Origin of the sequence: Micromonospora sp. CA-248212 (assembly GCF_050948405.1) — a bacterium.
GTDB lineage: Bacteria > Actinomycetota > Actinomycetes > Mycobacteriales > Micromonosporaceae > Micromonospora.
Genome location: NZ_CP192023.1, coordinates 476,076 through 497,471 on the forward strand (window position 1 = coordinate 476,076; position 21,396 = coordinate 497,471).

Here is a 21,396-nt window from a genome sequence, read left to right on the forward strand (position 1 = left end):
ACCGGTCACGCGCGAATTCAGCGACCGTCCACCGTCGACCGCAACGACCAGGTGTTGAGCACCTGGTGGATGCCGCGCAGTCGCTCGTTGATCTGCTCCAGCCGTTCGGCCTGAGCCAACGCGGCCAGCGCGGCCCCGAGCGCGATCTGCTGGTCGAGGGTGAGGTGTTCCTGGTCGATGGTGTAGAGCAGGTCGACGGTCTCAGCGATCGTGTCGGCCACAACTTCTCCTCGGGCGCGGGGGCGAAATACAACACAAGCATCGATGGAAGCGCTCCCACACCATTGTGCCCAGTGCCACCGGGATTCATGCAAGGTGGCTCAGGAGGGCAGATTGCCCAGCACCACGTCGAGGACCCGGATCGCGTCCGGCTTCGAGAGAGGGTTGTTGCCGTTGCCGCACTTCGGCGACTGCACGCAGGACGGGCAGCCGGTCTCGCAGCCGCACTCCGCGATCGCGTCGCGGGTGGCCCGCAACCACGCCGACGCCGTCCCGTAGGCGCGCTCCGCGAAGCCCGCGCCGCCCGGGTGCCCGTCGTAGACGAAGACCGTCGGCGCCTCGGTGTCCGGGTGCAGGGCGGTGGAGAGGCCGCCGATGTCCCACCTGTCGCACGTCGCCATCAGCGGAAGCAGGCCGATCGCGGCGTGTTCGGCGGCGTGCAGCGCGCCCGGCACGTCGGCCGGCTGCACCCCGGCGGACGTCAGCGACCGCTCGGACAGCGTGAACCACACCGCCACCGTCCGCAGCTCCCGGGCGGGCAGGTCCAGCGGTCGGGTGTCGATCACCTCGCCGGTGGCGATCCTGCGCCGCTGGTACGACACCACCTGGCTGGTGACGTCCACCTCGCCGAGGAACATCCCGACCGGCCCGGCGTCGACGTAGGAGCGCACCGACACCACGGACAGGTCGGTGACGTCCCGGGCGTGGGTGGACCAGTCCGGCTCCTCGACGTGCACCAACGCGCAGCCGTCGGCGAGGTCCAGATCGTCGACCACGTACGAGACGCCCTGGTGCAGGTAGACCGCGCCGGGGTGGAGCAGGAAGTGGGACGAGCCGCCGTCGACGGTGCCGAGCAGCCGGCCGGTCGACGACTCCACCACGACGACCGGTGCGCCGCCCTCGCCGCGCAGGTCCACCTCGGGGCGCTCGCGGTGTCGCCAGTACCAGCCGGTGGGCCGCTGTCGCAGCGCCCCGGCTGCCACCAGCTCGTCCACCGCCTCCTTCGCCCCGTCGCCGAAGAGCGCCAGGTCGGCCGGCGTCAGCGGCGCCTCGGCGGCGGCGCAGGCCAGCTGCGGGGCAAGCACGTACGGGTTGGCCGGGTCGAGCACCGTCGCCTCCACCGGCGCACCGAAGATCGCCTCCGGGTGGTGCACCAGGTAGGTGTCCAGTGGGTCGTCCCGGGCCACCAGCACCGCGAGGGCCTCCTGGCCGGAACGCCCGGCGCGGCCCGCCTGCTGCCACAGCGACGCCCGGGTGCCCGGATAGCCGCAGATCAACACCGCGTCCAGCCCCACCAGGTCCACGCCCAGCTCCAGCGCGTTGGTGGAGGCCAGGCCGAGCAGGTCACCGTGCAGCAGCGCGCGTTCCAGCTCGCGACGCTCCTCGCGCAGGTAGCCGCCCCGGTAGGCGGCCACCCGGTCGCCGAGCCCGGGCACGGCGTCGTCGAGCGCCCGCCGCGCGTTGGCCGCCACCACCTCGGCGCCTTTGCGGGAACGGACGAACGCGAGGGTGCGTACCCCCTCGGCGACCGTGTCGGCGAGGAGGTCCGCGGTCTCGCGCAGCGCCGACCGGCGGACCTGACGAAGGTCGTCGTGGTCGCCCGTCGCCTGCGGGGGGACCGGGGAGGAGGAGCCCGAGTCCGGTGGCAGCAGTGGCGGTTCCCAGAGCGCGAAGGTCACCCCGCCGCGCGGCGAGGTGTCCTCGGTGACCGCGGTCACCGGCAGTCCGGTGAGTCGCGCGGCGGCGGTCGCCGGGTCGCCGGAGGTGGCCGAGGCGAGGACGAACACCGGGCTGGCCCCGAAGCGCGCGCACTGCCGGCGCAACCGGCGCAGCACGTGCGCCACGTGCGAGCCGAACACACCCCGGTAGGTGTGGCACTCGTCGATCACCACGTACGCCAGTCGGCGCAGGAACCCCGACCACTGGGCGTGGCCGGGCAGGACGCCGTGGTGCAGCATGTCCGGATTGGTCAGCACGAAGCGGGAGTGTCGGCGGATCCACTCCCGTTCCGCGCGCGGCGTGTCCCCGTCGTAGGTGGCGGGGCGTACCCCCTCCAGCTCCAGGCCGACGACGGCCCGCAGCTGGTCGGCGGCGAGGGCCTTGGTCGGCGCCAGGTAGAGCACGGTGGCCCGGGGGTCGGCGAGCAGCGTGGCGAGCGCCGGGAGCTGGTACGCCAGGGACTTGCCGGACGCGGTTCCGGTGGCGACGATCACGTGGCCGCCCTCGTACGCCAGGGTGGCCGCCTCGGCCTGGTGCTGCCAGGGCGCGACCACGCCGCGGCGGTCGAACGCCGCCCGAAGCTCCGTAGGCGCCCACGCCGGCCACGGCGCCGGCACCCCGACGCGGGCGGGCACTCGCTCGACGTGGGTGACCGGGTCGCCCGCGCCCCGTGCGCGCAGCCGGCGCAGCAGGTCGACCGGCGGGGAGGAAGTCACGTCCTGCACTCTCGCACTGGTGTTCGGAGATGAAAAGCCGGGCCCCGGGGTAAGGGAAAGCCGCCGCCGGTGACCGCAGGGTGTCCCGGCGGTAGTGGTTAGATGCCCAGGAGAGTTTACGGCTCTGGCGAGGAGGACCGATGGAGCTGTCGCTGGCGACGCGCACCGTGGGCGAGCACACGGTGCTTGAGGTCGGCGGTGAGGTGGACGTCTACACCGCGCCCCGGCTCCGCGAACGTCTCCTCGAGCTGATCGACGGCGGCGCCCGGCACGTGATCGTGGACCTCGGGCGAGTCGACTTCCTCGACTCGACCGGGCTGGGCGTGCTGGTGGGCGCGCACAAGCGGCTGCGCACGGCCGGTGGCTCGTTCGCCCTGGTCTGTGACAAGGAGCCGCTGCTCAAGATTTTCCGGATCACGGCGCTGGACCAGGTGTTCCCGCTGCACGCCACGGTCGAGGCGGCGGCCGGCGCGGGCCCGAGCGGCGCCAACGCGTGATGGCGACGGTCCGGCTCTCCTTCTCTCCGGCCCCGGTGCACGTGCGTACCGCCCGACTGGTCGGCGTGGCCGTCGCCCGACGGGCCGGTGTCCGCGAGGACCTGCTGGACGAGGTGCGCCTGGCCATCGGTGAGGCGTGCACCCGGGCGGTCGCGCTGCACCGTCAGTACGGCCTGGCCGATCCGGTGCTGGTGGAGATGTCCGACGGCGGCACGTACGCGGTGCGGGTCGTGGACCGGGCGCCGATCGAGGCCAGCATCGGGCTGGCGGCGCTGCCGCCGGACGAGTTGGCCGACGAGTCGCTGACCGACGAGGCGTTGACCACGGGTGTCGGGTTCGCTCTGCTCGCGGGCTTCGTGGAGGACCTGCAGGTGCGCCCGGTCGACGAGGGCATCGGCACCGAGGTGCGAATGGTGTGGCCCGTCGGGCGCTGACTTCGGAACGACTGCGCACAAGGCCGTGTCCCCGCCGGGGAGGCGGCCTTGTCGTCATGGATCGGGCCCTATATCAGATTTCGTTTCATAACACAGCGACGAAGATCATCGAGACACGGTGCCACCTCGGTGTGACCTCGAACACTGTGGAGGGCTACAGTACCCGGGTTGTCAGCAAGTGATCCAACCCGCAGCCAGCGGGTATGGGTGGTCATCGCTGGTCCGCTGGGGTGGGTTGGCGCGCGCTTGCGAGTCCGCATCCAGGCGTCGACCGGTGCGTCTCCACCCGTCGACGCGAGTGTTCGGTAACAGGAGGACACAGATGTCCGAGACCTTGGCCGCCGACGGCGGCGGGCTTTCCCTTACCGGAGGCAATGTCACGTACGTCGTCATCGCCGCGGTCATCGCGCTGGTGGCGCTCGTCTTCGCCGCCGCTTTGACGAAGACCGTGCTGGCCGCCGGCAAGGGCACCACCAACATGCAGGAGATCTCGGGGGCGGTCCAGGAGGGCGCCTCGGCCTACCTGCTCCGCCAGTTCCGCACCTTGGCGATCTTCGTCGTCGTCGCCGTGGTGCTGCTCTTCCTGCTGCCGGTGCACGACACCGACGGCAGCGAGATGGCCGTGAAGCTCGGCCGCTCGCTCTTCTTCGTGGTGGGCGCCGTGTTCAGCGCGTCCATCGGTGGCGCCGGCATGTGGCTGGCGACCCGCGCGAACCTGCGCGTGGCCGCCGCCGCCCGGGAGCGCCAGGGTGGCCGCGAAGCCGCCATGAAGATCGCCTTCCGGACCGGCGGCGTGGTCGGCTTCCTCACCGTCGGCCTCGGCCTCTTCGGCGCCGCGCTGGTCGTCCTGGTCTACCGGGGTGACGCGCCCACGGTGCTGGAGGGCTTCGGCTTCGGCGCGGCCCTGCTGGCGATGTTCATGCGGGTCGGCGGCGGCATCTTCACCAAGGCCGCCGACGTCGGCGCCGACCTGGTCGGCAAGGTCGAGCAGGGCATCCCCGAGGACGACCCGCGTAACGCCGCCACCATCGCCGACAACGTGGGCGACAACGTCGGTGACTGCGCCGGCATGGCCGCCGACCTGTTCGAGTCGTACGCGGTGACGCTGGTGGCCGCGCTGATCCTCGGGCGGGCCGCCTTCGGCGAGGACGGTCTGGTCTTCCCGCTGATCATCTCCACCATCGGCGTGCTGGTCGCCATCGTCGGCGTCTTCATCACCCGGCTGCGCGCCTCCGACCGCAACGGTCTCACCGCGATCAACCGGGCCTTCTACATCTCCGCCGTGATCTCCGCGGTGCTGGTGGCGATCGCCGCGTACGCGTACCTGCCGGCGACCTTCGCCGACCTGGAAGGTGGCCTCACCGACGTCGACCGCAACCCGCGACTGGTAGCCATCGGCGCGGTGGTGATCGGCATCGTGCTCGCCGCCGCGATCCAGGCACTGACCGGCTACTTCACCGAGACCAACAAGCGGCCCGTGCAGGACATCGGCAAGAGCTCGCAGACCGGCGCGGCCACCGTCATCCTCGCCGGCATCAGCGTCGGCCTGGAGTCGGCGGTCTACTCGGCGCTGCTGATCGGCGCCGGCGTCTTCGGGGCGTTCCTGCTCGGCGGCAGCTCCATCACGCTGTCGCTGTTCGCGGTGGCGCTGGCCGGCACCGGCCTGCTCACCACCGTCGGCGTCATCGTCGCCATGGACACCTTCGGCCCGATCTCCGACAACGCCCAGGGCGTGGCGGAGATGTCCGGCGACATCGACGAGCACGGCGCGCGCATCCTCACCGAGCTGGACGCGGTCGGCAACACCACCAAGGCCATCACCAAGGGCATCGCGATCGCCACCGCGGTGCTGGCGGCGACCGCGCTGTTCGGCTCGTACACGGACACCCTGCGGACCGCGTACGCGGACGCCGGCGTGGGCGACGTCGGCACCGAGATCCTCAACTCGCTGAACGTGGCCAACCCGCGCAACCTGGTCGGACTGATCATCGGTGCGGCTGTCGTCTTCCTCTTCTCCGGGCTGGCGATCAACGCGGTGTCCCGCTCGGCCGGCGCGGTCGTCATGGAGGTCCGCCGGCAGTTCCGTGAGCTGCCCGGCATCATGGACCGCACCCAGCGTCCGGAGTACGGCAAGGTCGTCGACATCTGCACCCGGGACGCGCAGCGCGAGCTGATGACCCCCGGCCTGCTCGCCATCCTGGCGCCGATCGCGGTCGGCTTCGGCCTCGGCCCGGGGGCGCTCGCCTCCTACCTGGCCGGCGCGATCGGAGCCGGCACGCTGATGGCGGTGTTCCTGTCCAACTCCGGTGGGGCCTGGGACAACGCCAAGAAGCTGGTCGAGGACGGCGCGTACGGCGGCAAGGGCTCCGAGTCGCACGCCGCCACGGTCATCGGCGACACCGTCGGCGACCCGTTCAAGGACACCGCCGGCCCGGCCATCAACCCGCTGATCAAGGTGATGAACCTGGTCTCGCTGCTGATCGCCCCCGCCGTGGTGGCCTACAGCGTCGGTGACGACCGCAACGTCGGCCTGCGGGTTGGTATCGCGCTGGTCGCGACGCTGATCATCGTGGCGTCGGTGGTCTTCAGCAAGCGCAAGGGCATCGCGATGGACGACTCCGACACCGGCGCGGGCAGCGCCGACCACCGTCCGGAGATCGTCAACGCCTGACACCGGCGGCACCGGGGTCCCCGCTCGACGCACCCGTCGGGCGGGGACCCCGGCCATCCGGACCGGTGCCACACCTGGCCGAAGGTCGTACGCTGCAACGCATGCGTACGTGCCGGACGTCTGCCGTCGGAAAGCTCACGGTGGTCCTGGCCACGCTCGTCGTCGTCCTCACCGGCTGCGGTGGGCCCAGCCCACGAGCCTGGGCGGCCTCGGTCTGCGGCGCACTCACGCCGTGGCGCTCCGAGATCAGCAAGTTGACCAGCAGCACCGATCAGCAGATGACGGCGCAGACCACTCCGGCGCAGGCCAAGGAGAACCTGGTGCGGCTCTTCGGCGGCGCGGAACAGGCCAGCGAGACCGCGCGCCGCAAGGTCGAGCAGGCCGGCGTCCCGGAGACCGACAACGGCGAGGCCATCTCCGCCGGCTTCCGGGGGTCGCTGGAGAAGATGCGGGACGCCTACGGCCGCGCCCGGGACACCATCGAGGGGTTGGGCACCGGCGAGCCCGCCGCCTTCTACGACGGCGTGCGGGCCGCCGTCGACACCCTGAACAAGGAGTACGACGCCAGCGCGCTGGACACCAGCAAGCTCAACTCCGAGGAGCTGAAACAGGCCTTCGACGAGGTGCCCGAGTGTCGCTGAACGGGCTCGGTGACACGCCGGCCGCGCAGTCGCTGCCGGCGCTGTTCCCCGTACCCGAGCCCGACCCGTCGCGGGCCGACCCGGCGCCGAGCCGGCGGCGCGGCGGTTCCGACCGCTCCGAGTCGACCACGCCCGCGCCGACCCGCGCCGACGACGCGGGACGGCAACTCGTCTTCTTCGGCGCGGAGGCCGCCGAACCGGCGGTCGCCGATCTGGCCGGGCTGCTCGCCGGGCCGGGGAGGTCGTCCGGATGGGCGGCACCGCCCGACTCGCGGTGCGGGTGGACGCCGCCTGGCGGGTGCACGTGCTCGTCGCCGAACTGGCGCTGCGCGGGCTGGCCGCGAGCTGGGAGCCGACCGAGGACCAGCGGCACGCCGTGCGGACGTCGTACACCCGGTTGTTGAAGCCGCTCGCGGTCGCCTGGCTGGACGGCCCGGCGAAGCGTCCTCCGGCGGCCTTCCACCTGACCGGCCGGCGGCTGCGGCTGTGGCTCGCCGCCGCAGGGACGCCGGAGCCGCCCGGCGGCTTCCTGCTGCGCCTCGGCGCGGGTGACCAGCGGTGCTGGGAGGCGATCGGCGCGGCTCTCGCCGCCGCCGGCCTGGCCGGCACGCTGCTCGGCCCCGACGAGGGTGGCCCGGCGTACCGGATCACCGGCCGACGCCGGTTGGCGCGGCTCGCCGAACTGGTCGGCGCCCCGCCCGCGGCAGCCCCGCCCGACGCCTGGCCCTAACCGCCCCCGCCGCCCCCGCCCCCGCTCACCGGCGTCGATCATGGAGTTGTGGTGGTGGACGTACCTCTCCTTCGGGGTCTAAACGCCCACCACAACCCCATGATCGACGTGAGCGGGAGGGGCGGGGGGTGGGGGCGGGGGCGTGGGAGGGGCGGGGGAGGGGCGGGGGTGAGGTGTCTGGTGTTGGACAACTGGGGTTGGACGGGCTGGTTGAGGGCCTGCCATCGTCACAGTGACCCGCTCCGAGGCCTACCCACGGTGTACGGTGGCGCCGTCCGGCAGTGTCGAGCACGGCGGGCGGGATTCGACCGCCGCGCCGCAGCGGATTGCCGCCCGCGAAACCCGAAACGCGGACGGCGCGTTACGTTGGACATCCGGACCGCCGGTGCCACGGCGGGGTCGAGAGCGGTCGCTGTCGTAAGGCGCCGGCCGGCCACGAGCAGGAGTGAGGTCGGGGAGAGACGTGCCGAGCAACGCTGGAACCACCCGTCTGGTCATCGTCGAGTCACCGGCGAAGGCCAAGACGATCTCGGGCTACCTCGGCCCGGGGTACGTCGTGGAGGCCAGCTTCGGTCACGTCCGCGACCTGCCGCGCAACGCCGCCGACGTGCCGGCCAAGTACAAGGGCGAGTCCTGGGCCCGCCTCGGGGTGGACGTGGACAACGGCTTCCACGCCCTCTACGTCGTCTCGGCCGACCGCAGGCAGCAGATCAGCAAGCTGGTGAAGCTGTCCAAGGAGGTCGACGAGATCTTCCTGGCGACGGATGAGGACCGCGAGGGCGAGGCCATCGCCTGGCACCTGGTCGAGACCCTCAAGCCCAAGGTCCCGGTCAAGCGGATGGTCTTCCACGAGATCACCAAGCCGGCGATCCAGGCCGCCGTGGCCAACCCCCGGGAGATCGACCGCGACCTGGTCGACGCCCAGGAGGCCCGGCGCATCCTCGACCGCCTCTACGGCTACGAGGTCTCCCCGGTGCTGTGGAAGAAGGTCATGCCGAAGCTCTCGGCGGGCCGGGTGCAGTCCGTGGCGACCCGGATCGTGGTGGAGCGGGAGCGGCAGCGGATGGCGTTCCGCACCGCCGAGTACTGGGACATCCTGGCCACCCTCGCCGTGGCGAACGCCGGCGAGGGGCCGCGTACCTTCAACGCCACCCTGATCGCGCTCAACGGCGACCGGATCGCCACCGGTAAGGACTTCGAGCCCACCACGGGCAAGGTCCGGGCCGGCGCGGGCGTCGTCCACCTCGACGAGAGCGGTGCCCGGGGTCTGGCCGCCCGGCTCGACGGGCGGCCGTTCACGGTCACCCGGGTCGAGGAGAAGCCCTACCGCCGCCGCCCGTACGCGCCGTTCATCACCTCGACGCTCCAGCAGGAGGCGGCCCGCAAGCTGCGCCTGTCCTCGCAGCAGACGATGCGCACCGCGCAGCGCCTCTACGAGAACGGCTACATCACCTATATGCGTACCGACTCGGTGAACCTGTCGGAGACCGCCATCTCGGCGGCCCGCCGGCAGATCGTCGAGCTGTACGGCGAGCGCAGCGTTCCGCCGGAGCCCCGCCGCTACACCGGCAAGGTCAAGAACGCCCAGGAGGCGCACGAGGCGATCCGCCCGGCGGGGGACAACTTCCGTACCCCGGGCGAGGTGGCCAAGGAGCTGTCCGCCGAGGAGTTCAAGCTCTACGAGCTGATCTGGCGGCGCACCATCGCCTCGCAGATGACCGACGCCGTCGGTTCCAGCGTCTCGGTGCGCATCCGCGCGGTCTCCACCTCCCAGGAGGAGGCCGACTTCGGTGCGACCGGTAAGACCATCACCGACCCGGGTTTCCTGCGCGCGTACGTCGAGTCCAGCGACGACGAGAACGCCGAGGCCGAGGACGCCGAGCGCCGGCTGCCGACCCTGGTCAAGGACCAGCCGCTGACCGCCGACGAGCTGGCCGCGCAGGGCCACCACACCCAGCCGCCGTCGCGCTACACCGAGGCGTCGCTGGTCAAGGCCCTGGAGGAGTTGGGCATCGGCCGCCCGTCGACGTACGCGTCGATCATGCAGACGATCCAGGACCGGGGGTACGTCACCAAGCGCGGCCAGGCGATGATCCCCACGTTCCTGGCCTTCGCGGTGATCGGCCTGATGGAGCGGCACTACCCCCGCCTCATCGACTACGACTTCACCGCCAGCATGGAGAACGAGCTGGACGAGATCGCCGGCGGTGACCACGCCGCGGTCGACTTCCTCACCGCGTTCTACTTCGGCAGCGCCAACGGCGCCGGTGACCAGGACATCGCCCGCTCGGGTGGGCTCAAGAAGCTCGTCACCGAGAACCTGAGCGAGATCGACGCGCGCAGCGTCAACTCGATCCCGCTCTTCACCGACGAGGACGGCCGGGAGGTCGTCGTCCGGGTCGGCCGGTACGGGCCGTACCTCCAGCGGGCGGTTCCCGGCGAGACGCCGGCCGCTCCGGCCGAGGGCGAGGAGGCCGGCTCCCAGGGTGACCGGGCGCCGATCCCCGAGGGCCTGGCCCCGGACGAGCTGACCCCGGAGAAGGTGCACGAGCTGTTCCTCGGCGGTAGCGGCGAGCGCAAGCTCGGCGACGACCCGGCCACCGGCGAGCCGATCGTGCTCAAGTCCGGCCGCTTCGGCCCGTACGTCTCCAGCGGGGAGCGCAAGTCCTCGCTACTGCGCTCGCAGACGCCGGACTCGCTCTCCCTCGACGAGGCGCTGCGGCTGCTGAGCCTGCCCCGGTCGGTGGGCGTCGCGCCCGACGGCGTCGAGGTGTTCGCCAACAACGGTCGCTACGGCCCGTACGTGAAGCAGGGCGAGGAGTTCCGCTCGCTCGAGTCCGAAGAGCAGATGTTCACGGTCACCCTGGACGAGGCGTTGGCCCTGCTGGCCGCCCCGAAGACCCGGGGCCGGCGGGCCGCCGCGCCGCCGTTGCGCGAGATGGGCGTCGACCCGTTGACCGAGAAGCCGCTGGTGATCAAGGACGGGCGGTTCGGCCCGTACGTCACCGACGGCGAGGTCAACGCGTCCCTGCGGCGCGGCCAGACCCCGGAGGCGCTCACCATCGAGGAAGCGTCCGAGATGCTGGCCGACAAGCGGGCCAAGGGTCCGGCCCCGCGCAAGAAGGCCGCAGCGAAGAAAGCTCCGGCGAAGAAGGCTCCGGCGAAGAAGACGACGGCCACCAAGAAGACGGCCGCCGCCAGCAAGTCCACCGCCGCGAAGAAGACCACCACCGCCAAGGCGACGGCGGCCAGGAAGGCGACCCCGGCGAAGAAGGCGGCCCCGAAGAAGGCCACCGCCAGCCCTGCCGAGGAGTGACGGTGAGCACGCCGCCCCAAATGGGTTAAATGTCCAAATTTGGGGTCGGGGTTCTGGCGTGGACTGCCTAATGTGAGGGAATGTTCGCAGTCCCTGTCCCGCGCCGCCGCATGCTCGTCGGTGCTGCCGCCGGTGCGTTGCTGCTCGCCGTGTCCGCGGTCGGCATCCGGGCGGTGGACGCGGGCAGTCCCTCGCCAGCCGGCGCCACCATGTCGCGCGCTTCCCCGCAGGCCGTCGCCCCCGGGTCGTCCGCCGGGCCGAACCGCGATCCCGCCAACCCGCGGACCGTGCGACTCGTCGCCGCGGGTGACGTTCTGATCCATCCCGCGGTGACCGAGCAGGCGCGCCGGGACGGTGCCCGTGCCGGCGGCATGGACTTCGGCCCGATGTTCGCCGGGGTCGCCCCGGCGGTCCGCGGCGCCGACCTGGCGCTGTGCCACCTCGAGACGCCACTGGCCGATCCCGCCGGCCCGTTCGCCGGCTATCCGTCGTTCAACGCGCCCCCGCAGGTGCTCGACGCGCTGCGCACCACCGGGTTCGACGGCTGCTCAACCGCCTCCAACCACACCCTCGACCAGGGTGTCGACGGGGTGGCCCGGACACTCCGCGCACTCGACGCCGCCGGGCTGGGGCACACCGGGAGTGCCCGCAGCGCCGCCGAAGCGGCCCGGCCCCGGATCTACCAGGTCGGCGACGTCCGCGTCGCCCACCTGGCGTACAGCCTGAACTTCAACGGGCTGAGCCGCCCCTCGGGCAAGCCGTGGCTGGCCAACCTGATCAAGCCGTCCGAGATCCTCGCCGCCGCCCACAAGGCCCGGGTCGCCGGTGCCGACATCGTCGTGCTCAGCCTGCACTGGGGTACGGAGTACCAGCACCTGCCGGACGCCGACCAGCGGGCGTGGGCGAAGCAGTTGATCTCCTCGCCCGACGTGGACCTCATCCTGGGCCATCACGCCCACGTGGTGCAGCCGTTCCAGCGCTTCGGCGACAAGTGGGTGGTCTTCGGCATGGGCAACGAACTGGCCCGGCACGAGACGCCGATCGACGACAACCGTGAGGGTGTGATGGCCCGGGCCACCTTCACCGAGACCGCTCCGGGACGCTGGACGGTGACCCGGATGGAGGCACTGCCCACCTGGACCGACCTGGCGCCGGCCCTGCGGCTGGTCGACCTGACCGCAGCGCTTGCCGACCCGGGCACCTCACCAGGCCGGCGGGGCGACTACCGGGAGGCGTACCAGCGGGTGCTCGGCTACGTCCGGGCCCTGGGTGCCGGCCCGGACCAGGTGGTGGCGTCGGGCGGCTGAGCGGCTGCCGCCCTCAGGTGCCGAGGGTGCGGCTCGAACCAGGGTGCTCTGCACCACACCGAGATCGCCCGCCTACCCGTTGAGTCGGTACCGCCGTACCGTATTGCCATGCCGGTTGGTCGGACGAGGCGTGCGGGCGGGGAGAAGCGGGCTGCCGTTCTCGACGCGGTGATGGACGTGCTCGCATCGCGCGGATACGAGAACACGCGGTTCGCCGACGTCTCGGCGGCCGGCGGCGTCGCGATCAGCACCCTCCAGACCTACTTCGGGTCGCGGGAGGACATGATCATCGAGGCCATGCAGGTGTTCACCGACCGGGAGGTCGCCGCCCTGGACGCGGTTTCGGTCGCCGAGGCCGACCCGTGGCGACGGCTGGTCGCCCTGACCGACCGGAGCCTGCACAACTCGGAGAGCGCCCGACGGATCCTGGTCGAGTTCTGGCGATCCGCGATGCGCGACGACGAACTCCGCGACCACAGCGCCAAGGTGCTGGCGCGTTACCGGGCGCCCTTCCTGGCCGCGGTGCGCGAGGGCGCCGAGCGGGGGGCGTTCACGCTGACCCACGACGCCGACGCGGTGACGGACTTCCTGCTCGCGGCTCTGGCCGGTCTGATCGTCTCGCGCGTCCAGCACCATGCCACGCCGTCACCCGAGACCTTCCGCGACGTCCTGCTCACCCAGCTCAGGCTGATGCTGGGCGTCCGGGACGCGGCTTCCCGTACCCGAACGGATTGAGGACGATGACCACCGTCGAGATCACCCGCTTCCGTGTGGCCGCGGAGCGCGCCGATGCCCTGCTGGCCGCACGGCCCGCGATGCTTGACGACTTCCAGGCCGACCGTGCCGGCTTCCTCGGCGCACGGCTGATCCGACTCGATGCCGGACAGTGGCTGGACATCGTCTTCTGGGCCTCGCCCGAAGACTTCGCCGAGTCCCGGCGTCGGGGCGGGAACCGGCCCGGCATCCAGGCGTTCTTCGCCCTGATCGACGAGGTGGTCAGCTCCGAGGAGGGCACCACGACCGATCCGGTGGGTGCGTGATGCGCGCAGCCTGGTACGACCGGCAGGGCCCGGCCCGCGAGGTTCTGCAGGTCGGCGAGTTGCCCGATCCCTCGCCGGGTGCCGGCGAGGTCCGGGTCCGGGTGTCGGTCTCCGGAATCCACGTGGGTGACCTGGGCAAACGGCAGGGCTGGTGGGGGTCCGCCATGTCGTTCCCCCGGGTGGTCCCACACGGTGACGGCGCCGGGGTGATCGACGCCGTCGGGCCGGGTGTCGATCCGGCACGGGTCGGTGAGCGGGTCTGGGTGTATCTCGCCCAGTCGTACCGCCCGTTCGGCACCGCCGCCGAGTACACGGTGGTGCCGGCCCGGCACGCCGTGCCGCTGCCCGCCGACGTGCCGGACGAGCAGGCGGCCGGGCTCGGTATCCCGGGCATCACGGCCCATCGGGCGATCTTCGCCGACGGTCCCGTGCGTGGGCAGCGAGTCCTCGTCACCGGTGCCCTCGGCGCGGTCGACGGGCCGCGCTGGCGGTGGCCCGCCGGGGCGACGCCACCGTGATCGCGACGGTTCGAACGCCCGACCAGGTTGAACAGGCGCTGATCGCGGGCGCGCACCACGCGGTCGACACCGCCGGCGGCGACGTCGCCGCCCGGATCCTCGACCGCACCGGCGGGGAACCTGTCGACCGGGTGGCCGAACTCGCCTTCGACGCCAACCTGGCGACCAACCTGGAGATCCTCCGCGTCGGCGGCGTCATCGCGACCTACGCGACCGTGGCCGCCGAACCCGCCATCCCGTACTGGCCGCTGGGCTTTCAGAACATCACGGTCCGGTTCCTCAGCAACGACGACTTCCCCGAGTCGGCGAACGAGGCCGCCGCGACCGACCTGACGGCCGCGCTCGTCGCCGGTGATCTGCGCTATCCGATCGCCGCCCGGTTGCCGCTGGCACAGATCGCCGAGGCCCACGAGTTGGTCGAGCGCGGCGCCCGGGGCCGGGTCGTCCTGGACCTCTGACGGGCGGACGCCGCCCTCACGCGCCCAGGATGTGGGTCAGGTGCGGGCTGGCGAAGACGCGGTGCGGGTCCAGGCGGTCGCGGACGGCCTGGAAGTCGGCGAAACGGGGGTACGCCCCGGCGAGGGACGCCGCGTCGCGGTAGTGCAGCTTGCCCCAGTGCGGGCGACCGCCGAGTGCGGCGGCGACCTTCTCGAACGCCTGGAAGTACGGCTCGTACGGCATGCCGACGTACTGGTGTACGGCGACGTACGCGTTGTCCCGGTCGTAGCCGTGGGACAGCCAGATGTTGTCGGCGGCGGTGAAGCGCACCTCAACCGGGAAGAGGATCTTGAACGGGAGTCCGTCCACGATCCGTCGCAGCGCGGTGAGCGCCTCCGGTAGCGCCGCGCGGGGGAGGCCGTACTCCATCTCGACGAAGCGGACCCGGCGCGGGGTGCAGAACACCCGGTCGGAGCGTCCGGTGTACCGCCGTTCGGTGAGCGCGCGGGCGGAGACGGCGCTGATGCCGGGTGCCAGGGCGGGCACGGCCCGGCCGAGGCGGCAGGCCCCGGCGAAGACCCGGTTGGACAGGAAGTCGTCGTCCAGCCAGCCGCGCCAGCGGGACAGCGGCCGGTCGTTGACGGGTACCCGGTCGTTGGCCTTCACCTGGACCCGGGACGTGTAGGGGAACCAGTAGAACTCGACGTGGTCGTGCCGGCCGATCAGCGCGGGCAGGTCGCCGAGCACGTCGTCGAGGGCGGCGGGGCGTTCGTGGGCGTGCAGGACGAAGGCGTCCACGCAGCGCAGGGTCACCTCGACCAGGACGCCGAGCGCGCCGAGCGAGACCCGGGCGGCGGCGAAGACGTCGGGGTGCTCGTCCGCGGAGCAGCGCAGCACCTCGCCCGTGCCGGTGACCAGGGTGAGGGCCTCGACGAAGGTGGAGAGGCAGCCGTAGCCGGCGCCGGTACCGTGGGTGCCGGTGGAGATGGCGCCGGCGATGGTCTGCGCGTCGATGTCGCCCAGGTTGGGCAGCGCGAGGCCGTGCCGGGCGAGCAGTCCGTTGAGCGCGTGCAGAGGCATTCCCGCCGGTACGGTGACCAGTCGGCGCGCCACGTCCACGCTGACACCGGTCTCCAGCTCGGACAACTCCATCCGCCGGTCGTCGGCGAGGGCGACGGCGGTGAACGAGTGGCCGCTGCCCGCGACGCGGATCCGGCCTCCGGCGGCGGCGGCGTCCCGGACGGCTTCTGCCACCTCGTCCGGCGAGCCGGGGCGCAGGATCGCGGTGGCGCTGCCACGCTGGTTGCCGGCCCAGTTGGACCATCCGGCGGTGAGCGGTGCGGTGCCGACCATGCGCGCTCCTCATTCATGAATATGAACTGACTTCATATCAGGAACGTTGTCCCTGGTAAATACCGCAATTGCGGTCCGCTCGTTGTACCGGTAGTCACGGACTCGTGACGTGGAGATATGTTCATCCGTCGAAGGGGGGTGGCGCCGAGTGTCCACACCAGCCGCCACGACCGGGCCGCTGCGCCGCGTACCGGTGCAGGGTCGAAGTGTCGCGCGGGTTCAGCGCATGTTGGACGCCTGCGCCGAGCTCGTCGACGAGGTGGGGTACGAGGGGCTGACCACGACCCTGCTCGCGGAGCGCGCCGAAGTGGCGATCGGGTCGGTCTACCAGTTCTTCCCGGACAAGCGGGCGATCGTGCAGGCGTTGACCCTGCGCACGATGGAGTCCTACCTGCAGCGGCTCGACGAGCGCTTCGCCTCCGACGAGATGACCCACTGGTGGGACGGCGTCGACGCGGGAATCGACGAGTACATCACGATGCACCGCACCGTCCCCGGCTTCCGTACCCTGCACTTCGGCGACGTGGTCGACCTGCACCTGCTCGACGAGCAGCGTGACAACAACGGCGTCATCGCCGACCAGTTGGCGCGGGTGCTCACCGAGCGCTTCGGTCTGACCGACGTGCCGAAGCTGCGCTTCGTCCTGGAGATCGCCGTGGAGGCCGCCGACGCGCTGATCAAGCTCGCGTTCCGGCGCAAGTCCGACGGCGACGAGCGGGTCCTGCTCGAGGCGAAGGCGCTGATCCGGGAGTACCTGCACCGCCAGGTCGACGGATGCGAGAGCGAGCAGCGCGCCGAGGCCGCCCAGTCCGCCTGACCTGGCGGCGCGAACACCTAGAGGAACGCGTGGCCCTCGCCCCGGTAGGTGGGCACGGTCGCCACGACCGCGTCCCCCTCGACGAGGTGCAGCTCGTTGACCCGTTCGCACAGCTCACCTGCCTTGGCGTGCCGGAACCACACCCGGTCGCCGACCTGCAGGGTGGCCGCCGCCGCGCCGGCGAGAGGGGTCTGCACCTCGCCGGCGCCCTCGGTGCCGACGAGCTTCAGGCCGGCCGGCAGCCACGGTCGGGGCAGCCGGCTGTCGGCCGCCTGGCCGGAGGCGATCCAACCGCCGCCGAGCACGGTCGCCAACTCCGGCGTCGGTCGGCGGACCACCGCGCAGGCGAAGAACGCCGCCGGGGTGGGCCGCCAGGCGCGGTACGCGTCGAACAGCGTCGGCCCGTACAGGCCCGATCCCGCGGTGACCTCGGTGACCGCGGGATCGGCGCTGGTCGCGGCCACGCTGCCGGTGCCGCCGCCGTTGACGAACTCCAGGTCGGCGTGTTCCCGTACCGCCGCCACCGCGGCGCCACGGCGGGCCAGCAACTCGCGGTAGGAGCCGCGCTGAGCCAGCCTGATCGCGCCCGCCAGCAGCGTCCGCCCCGGCGGCGCGTCGCCCAGGCCGGCGATCTGCGCCTCGTACGACATGAGCCCGACCAGCCGGAAGCCGGCGCGGCCGGCGACGGTGGCGGCGAGCGCGCCGGCCGCCCGGGCGCTGTGCACCGGCGAGCGGCGGACGCCGACGTGCACGCCACGCAGCGGTCGCCAGGAGGCGTCCAGGTCCAGGCAGAGCCGCAGCTCGGCGCGTTGCCCCGGGGCGCGGACGGCGTCGACGAAGTCGAGCTGGCCGGTGCCGTCGATCATGAGGGTGATCGCGGCGGCGAGTGTCGGGTCGGCGGCCAGCTCGGTGAGGGCCGCCCGGTCGGCGCTCGGGTACGCCACCAGCACGTCGTCGCTCAGACCAGCCCGGACCAGCCAGATCGCCTCGGGGAGGGTGAACGCCATGACCCCCTGCCAACCGGGCCGGGTGAGCGCCCGGCCGATCAGGTCCCGGCTGCGCACCGACTTGCTGGCCAGCCGGATCGGCTTGCCGGCGGCGCGGTCGGCCAGGGCCGCCGCGTTGGCGTCGTAGGCGGTGAGATCCACCACGGCGTACGGGGGGTCGAGATGGGCGGTCGCCCGGTCCAGGCGCTCGCGCAGTTTGTCGCTTTCGATGGCCACGTGTGCACGCTAACTGTCCGACGATGAATGCGAAACACCCTCGCATACGTCCCGGGCTGCGGTCGACGCCGTCGGCGGCCTAGGCTCAGCGAGCAGGAGAATGTCGCCGGTGGGGCGGCCCCCACCGGGTCTAGAGTGTTCCACCGGGGGTGCCCAGCGATGGGCCGGCACGTGGAGGTACGGCCATCGAAAGCCAGAACAGCGGCGAGTCGCCCGGCGTGTCGCGCGCGGGTGACCAGTCGGGCAGCGCCGCCAACCAGTCCAGCGGTGGTCAGGTCGACGCGTCCGGCTATGCCGCGATCCGCTCGGTACTGCGAATCAGGCCGTTCCGCCGGCTCTGGATCGTGCTCGGCGCGGCCTCCTTCGGTGACTGGCTCGGCTTGCTCGCCACCGCCCTCTTCGCCGCCTCGCAGGTGCAGGGCAGCACCGCCCAGGGCGCCGCGTTCGGCGGGGTCACCGCGATCCGACTACTGCCCGCGCTGGTGCTCGGCCCGGTGGCCGGCGTCTTCGCCGACCGGTTCGACAGGCGTTGGACGATGGTCATCTGCGACCTGCTGCGCTTCGTGCTCTTCGCCTCCATTCCGCTCTACGCCCTCAGCGGGGCCGCCGGCGGCCTGGTGGTCGGCTGGGCGCTGATCGCCACCTTCCTGATCGAGTCGCTCACCCTGCTCTGGATCCCGGCCAAGGAGGCCGCGGTCCCCAACCTGATCCCACGGGCCCGCCTGGAGGCGGCCAACCAGCTCACGTTGATCACCACGTACGGCCTCACCCCGGTGGCCGCGGCCATCGGCCTCGCAGTGCTGGACCGTGGTGTCAGAGGCGCTGTGGGCGGCGATCTACCCTCCTGGGCCGAACCGGCTCAACTCGCACTCTGGTTCAACGCCTTCTCCCGGCTCGCCACCGCGTTGGTGGTGGCGTTCGGGATCAAGGAGATCAGCGAGGCGCAGCGCGGCGAGGCGGGGCGTTCCGAGCAGAGCATGTTCCGGCAGTTCTCCGAGGGCTGGAAATTCATCGGCCAGACCCCGCTCGTCCGCGGCCTGGTGCTGGGCATCTTCGGCGCGTTCGCCGGCGGCGGCATCGTGGTCGGCACGGCCAAGTTCTTCGCCAACTCACTGGGTGCCGGCGATGCCGCGTTCTCGCTGCTCTTCGGCGCGATCTTCGTCGGTCTGGCGCTCGGCATCGGGCTCGGCCCGATGGTCGTCAAGGAGATGTCCCGGCGTCGCTGGTTCGGCATGAGCATCGTGCTGGCCAGCGCCGCCGTGATGACCCTCGCCTTCGCCATCCACCTGTCCATGGCGATCGTCGGCGCGGTGCTGGTCGGCGCGGGCGCAGGCATGGCCTTCCTCGCCGGCACCACGCTGCTGGGCGGTGAGGTGGCCGACGAGGTGCGCGGCCGGGTGTTCGCGGTGGTGCAGATCGGCACCCGACTGGTGCTGATCCTGGCCATCGGGCTGAGCAGCGTGTTGGTCGGCGTCGGTGGCTCGCGCAAGCTGGAGATCGCCGACCTCGGCATCTCCGTCTCGTCCACCCGACTGCTGCTGCTCGCGGCCGGCGCCGCCGGCATCTTCGCCGGCATCAGCGCCTTCGGCCAGATGGACGACAAGAAGGGCGTCCCGGTCCTCGCCGACCTCTGGGGCTCGATCCGGGGCCGTCCGCTGACGCCGGCGGAGCCGTTCGTCTCGGCCGGGCTGTTCGTGGTGTTCGAGGGCGGCGAGGGTGCCGGCAAGTCCACCCAACTCGCCGCGCTCGCCGAGCGGCTGCGCACCGACGGGCGCGACGTGCTGGTGACCCGCGAACCGGGGGCGACCGGCGTCGGCCGGCGGATCCGGTCGCTGGTGCTGGAGACCTCCGGCGACGAGGCGCCGTCCCCGCGCGCCGAGGCGCTGCTCTACGCCGCCGACCGGGCGCACCACGTGGCCTCCGTGGTCCGGCCCGCGCTGGTCCGCGGCGACGTGGTGATCAGCGACCGGTACGTCGACTCGTCGCTCGCGTACCAGGGCGCCGGGCGCACGCTCCCGGTCGACGAGGTCTCCTGGCTCTCCTCCTGGGCCACCGGCGGCCTCAAGCCCGACCTCGTGGTGCTGCTCGACGTCGAGCCGCGCACCGGCCTGTCCCGGGTCGCCTCGCGCAGCGGTGCGGCCGACCGGCTCGAGGCCGAGTCGATCGCCTTTCACGAGCGCGTCCGCTACGCCTTCCTCGACCTCGCCGCCGCCGACCCGAAGCGCTACCTGGTGCTCGACGCGTCCCGGCCGGTCGGCGAGATCACCCAGCTGGTGGTCCGGCGCGTCGAGGAGATGCTCGGCAAGCCCGGCGGCATCGTGCACCCGCGACCCGCGCAGGGCCCGGACACCTCGGTGCAGCCTGAGTTATCCGACGCGGAGCTGGTGACGATGGAGCATAAGACCTGATGCCGGACGTCTTCGCCGACCTGGTCGGTCAGGACGAGGCGGTGACCGAACTGCGCCGCGCCGCCGCAGCGGCGGCGGCCGTGCTGCGTGCCGCCGCGACCGACCGGGCGCCCGCCCTCGTCGCAGCGGGCGAGGCCGAAATCGGGGCCGGCACCCCCGACCCGGCCGCTGGCATGACCCACGCCTGGATCTTCACCGGGCCACCCGGGTCCGGCCGCTCGGTCGCCGCGCGCGCCTTCGCCGCGGCCCTGCAGTGTGCGTACGGCACCGGTTGCGGCGAGTGCCCCGGCTGCCACACCACGATGGGCGGGACCAACGCCGACGTCCGGCTGGTGGTGCCGGAAGGGCTCTCCATCGGCGTCGGCGAGATGCGCGCGCTGGTGCTCCGCGCGGCCAGCACCCCGTCCGGCGGGCGCTGGCAGGTGGTGGTGATCGAGGACGCCGACCGGCTCACCGAGGCAGCCGGTAACGCCCTGCTCAAGGCCATCGAGGAGCCGCCACCGCGGACGGTCTTCCTGCTCTGCGCCCCGTCCACCCACCCGGACGACATCTCGGTGACCATCCGGTCGCGCTGTCGGGTCGTACCCCTGCGGCAGCCGCCGGCCACCGCGGTGGCCGAGGTGCTGGTCCGTCGGGACGGCATCGCGCCCGACGTGGCGCAGTGGGCGGCGGCGGCCGCGCAGGGGCACGTGGGCCGGGCCCGCCGGCTGGCCCGCGACCCGGAGGCCCGCAAGCGGCGTGCGGCGGTGCTCGCCGTGCCGCGCCGGCTGACCGGCGTGGGCGCGGCGTTCGACGCGGCGTCCGCGCTGATCGAGGCTGCCGAGGCGGAGGCCGAGGCGTCGGTCGCCGAGGCCGACGTGGCCGAACGGGCGGCACTGCAGACGGCGCTCGGCGCGGGCGGCACCGGCCGGGGCGCGGCCGGCGCGATCCGGGGTGCCGCCGGGCAGCTCAAGGAACTGGAGAAGCGGCAGAAGTCACGGGCCACCCGCGCCCAGCGCGACGCGCTCGACCGGGCGCTCGTCGACCTGGCCGGCTTCTACCGTGACGCGCTCACCATGGCGCTGCGCGCACCGGTCGACCCGGTGCACACCGACACCGCCGCGCTCGCCGGCGCCGGGGCCCAGAAGTGGGACGCCGAGGGGTCGCTGCGCCGGCTGGAGGCCGTGCTCGCCTGCCGTGCGGCGATCGACGCGAACGTCAAGCCGCGCATCGCCGTCGAGGCGATGATGCTCGCCCTCTGGAAGGGTTGACCAGCAGCTCCCGCCGGTTGTCCACAGCCATCGACACGTGCGATTGCTGTGCGGTACGGTCCGGTGTGCCGTGGTGACGGTGGCGGCACGCTCAGTGAT

At 72.4% G+C, this 21,396-nt stretch carries 17 protein-coding genes and 1 pseudogene; 14 read left to right on the top strand and 4 right to left on the bottom strand.

Going from position 1 to position 21,396, the window contains the following annotated elements; genetic code table 11:
- Nucleotides 1–17 precede the first annotated feature (17 nt).
- Nucleotides 18–221, bottom strand: coding sequence for a hypothetical protein (locus ACQP03_RS02250; RefSeq protein WP_357123660.1), 204 nt, complete (start codon nt 219–221; stop codon nt 18–20).
- A gap of 99 nt (nt 222–320) precedes the next feature.
- Nucleotides 321–2,663, bottom strand: coding sequence for a DEAD/DEAH box helicase (locus ACQP03_RS02255; RefSeq protein WP_357123663.1), 2,343 nt, complete (start codon nt 2,661–2,663; stop codon nt 321–323).
- A gap of 131 nt (nt 2,664–2,794) precedes the next feature.
- On the opposite strand from ACQP03_RS02255, the gene ACQP03_RS02260 reads away from it, so the two are divergent.
- The 11 genes and pseudogenes from ACQP03_RS02260 (at nt 2,795) to ACQP03_RS02310 (ending at nt 14,266) form a co-directional block, all read left to right on the top strand.
- Nucleotides 2,795–3,151, top strand: coding sequence for an STAS domain-containing protein (locus ACQP03_RS02260; RefSeq protein WP_355049272.1), 357 nt, complete (start codon nt 2,795–2,797; stop codon nt 3,149–3,151).
- Nucleotides 3,148–3,585, top strand: a complete 438-nt coding sequence (locus tag ACQP03_RS02265; RefSeq protein WP_355049271.1) for an ATP-binding protein — start codon at nt 3,148–3,150, stop codon at nt 3,583–3,585. Before ACQP03_RS02260 ends, ACQP03_RS02265 begins: the two co-directional genes overlap by 4 nt.
- 322 nt (nt 3,586–3,907) lie before the next feature.
- Nucleotides 3,908–6,256 (top strand): sodium-translocating pyrophosphatase, encoded by a 2,349-nt coding sequence (locus ACQP03_RS02270; RefSeq protein WP_357123667.1) that lies wholly within the window; start codon nt 3,908–3,910, stop codon nt 6,254–6,256.
- A 101-nt stretch (nt 6,257–6,357) separates the two neighbouring features.
- Nucleotides 6,358–6,897, top strand: coding sequence for a hypothetical protein (locus ACQP03_RS02275; protein ID WP_357123670.1), 540 nt, complete (start codon nt 6,358–6,360; stop codon nt 6,895–6,897).
- Nucleotides 6,888–7,627: pseudogene (locus ACQP03_RS02280) on the top strand (hypothetical protein). Before ACQP03_RS02275 ends, ACQP03_RS02280 begins: the two are co-directional and overlap by 10 nt.
- A gap of 463 nt (nt 7,628–8,090) precedes the next feature.
- A complete protein-coding gene (gene topA, locus ACQP03_RS02285; protein ID WP_433460068.1) occupies nt 8,091–10,943 on the top strand; it encodes a type I DNA topoisomerase in 2,853 nt (950 codons plus the stop codon).
- 80 nt (nt 10,944–11,023) lie between these two features.
- Complete coding sequence (locus ACQP03_RS02290; RefSeq protein WP_357123679.1) at nt 11,024–12,250, top strand: CapA family protein; 1,227 nt, start codon at nt 11,024–11,026, stop codon at nt 12,248–12,250.
- Between the two features lie 108 nt (nt 12,251–12,358).
- On the top strand, nt 12,359–12,985 hold the full coding sequence (locus ACQP03_RS02295; protein WP_357123682.1) for a TetR/AcrR family transcriptional regulator: 627 nt from the start codon (nt 12,359–12,361) through the stop codon (nt 12,983–12,985).
- A 5-nt stretch (nt 12,986–12,990) separates the two neighbouring features.
- Nucleotides 12,991–13,290, top strand: a complete 300-nt coding sequence (locus ACQP03_RS02300; RefSeq protein WP_357123685.1) for an antibiotic biosynthesis monooxygenase — start codon at nt 12,991–12,993, stop codon at nt 13,288–13,290.
- Nucleotides 13,290–13,808, top strand: a complete 519-nt coding sequence (locus tag ACQP03_RS02305) for an alcohol dehydrogenase catalytic domain-containing protein (protein WP_357123688.1) — start codon at nt 13,290–13,292, stop codon at nt 13,806–13,808. The genes ACQP03_RS02300 and ACQP03_RS02305 overlap by 1 nt, the downstream gene beginning before the upstream one ends.
- Entirely contained in the window at nt 13,805–14,266 is a 462-nt protein-coding gene (locus ACQP03_RS02310; protein WP_357123691.1) for a zinc-binding dehydrogenase, read from the top strand. Before ACQP03_RS02305 ends, ACQP03_RS02310 begins: the two co-directional genes overlap by 4 nt.
- Before the next feature lie 16 nt (nt 14,267–14,282).
- On the opposite strand, the gene ACQP03_RS02315 is transcribed toward ACQP03_RS02310, so the two are convergent.
- A complete protein-coding gene (locus ACQP03_RS02315) occupies nt 14,283–15,599 on the bottom strand; it encodes a D-arabinono-1,4-lactone oxidase (protein ID WP_357123694.1) in 1,317 nt (438 codons plus the stop codon).
- A gap of 226 nt (nt 15,600–15,825) precedes the next feature.
- On the opposite strand from ACQP03_RS02315, the gene ACQP03_RS02320 reads away from it, so the two are divergent.
- Nucleotides 15,826–16,416, top strand: a complete 591-nt coding sequence (locus ACQP03_RS02320; protein WP_357124646.1) for a TetR/AcrR family transcriptional regulator — start codon at nt 15,826–15,828, stop codon at nt 16,414–16,416.
- 17 nt (nt 16,417–16,433) lie between these two features.
- Here the strand turns inward: ACQP03_RS02320 and ACQP03_RS02325 are convergent, their stop codons facing one another.
- The gene (locus ACQP03_RS02325; protein WP_357123697.1) at nt 16,434–17,639 is read right to left on the bottom strand and encodes an amino acid deaminase/aldolase; all 1,206 of its coding nucleotides are present in this window, start codon (nt 17,637–17,639) and stop codon (nt 16,434–16,436) included.
- A gap of 344 nt (nt 17,640–17,983) precedes the next feature.
- On the opposite strand from ACQP03_RS02325, the gene tmk reads away from it, so the two are divergent.
- Nucleotides 17,984–20,047 (top strand): dTMP kinase, encoded by a 2,064-nt coding sequence (tmk, locus tag ACQP03_RS02330; protein WP_433461123.1) that lies wholly within the window; start codon nt 17,984–17,986, stop codon nt 20,045–20,047.
- Nucleotides 20,047–21,297, top strand: a complete 1,251-nt coding sequence (locus ACQP03_RS02335; protein ID WP_357123700.1) for a DNA polymerase III subunit delta' — start codon at nt 20,047–20,049, stop codon at nt 21,295–21,297. The genes tmk and ACQP03_RS02335 overlap by 1 nt, the downstream gene beginning before the upstream one ends.
- Nucleotides 21,298–21,396 lie beyond the last annotated feature (99 nt).

What these genes read in the sequence shown, in the direction of transcription:
- ACQP03_RS02260 (WP_355049272.1), top strand. Translation starts at nt 2,795, where the DNA reads ATGGAGCTGTCGCTGGCGACGCGCACCGTGGGCGAGCACACGGTGCTT.
- ACQP03_RS02270 (WP_357123667.1), top strand. Translation starts at nt 3,908, where the DNA reads ATGTCCGAGACCTTGGCCGCCGACGGCGGCGGGCTTTCCCTTACCGGA.
- ACQP03_RS02275 (WP_357123670.1), top strand. Translation starts at nt 6,358, where the DNA reads ATGCGTACGTGCCGGACGTCTGCCGTCGGAAAGCTCACGGTGGTCCTG.
- ACQP03_RS02290 (WP_357123679.1), top strand. Translation starts at nt 11,024, where the DNA reads ATGTTCGCAGTCCCTGTCCCGCGCCGCCGCATGCTCGTCGGTGCTGCC.
- ACQP03_RS02295 (WP_357123682.1), top strand. Translation starts at nt 12,359, where the DNA reads ATGCCGGTTGGTCGGACGAGGCGTGCGGGCGGGGAGAAGCGGGCTGCC.
- ACQP03_RS02300 (WP_357123685.1), top strand. Translation starts at nt 12,991, where the DNA reads ATGACCACCGTCGAGATCACCCGCTTCCGTGTGGCCGCGGAGCGCGCC.
- ACQP03_RS02305 (WP_357123688.1), top strand. Translation starts at nt 13,290, where the DNA reads ATGCGCGCAGCCTGGTACGACCGGCAGGGCCCGGCCCGCGAGGTTCTG.
- ACQP03_RS02315 (WP_357123694.1), bottom strand. Translation starts at nt 15,599, where the DNA reads ATGGTCGGCACCGCACCGCTCACCGCCGGATGGTCCAACTGGGCCGGC.
- ACQP03_RS02320 (WP_357124646.1), top strand. Translation starts at nt 15,826, where the DNA reads ATGTTGGACGCCTGCGCCGAGCTCGTCGACGAGGTGGGGTACGAGGGG.
- ACQP03_RS02335 (WP_357123700.1), top strand. Translation starts at nt 20,047, where the DNA reads ATGCCGGACGTCTTCGCCGACCTGGTCGGTCAGGACGAGGCGGTGACC.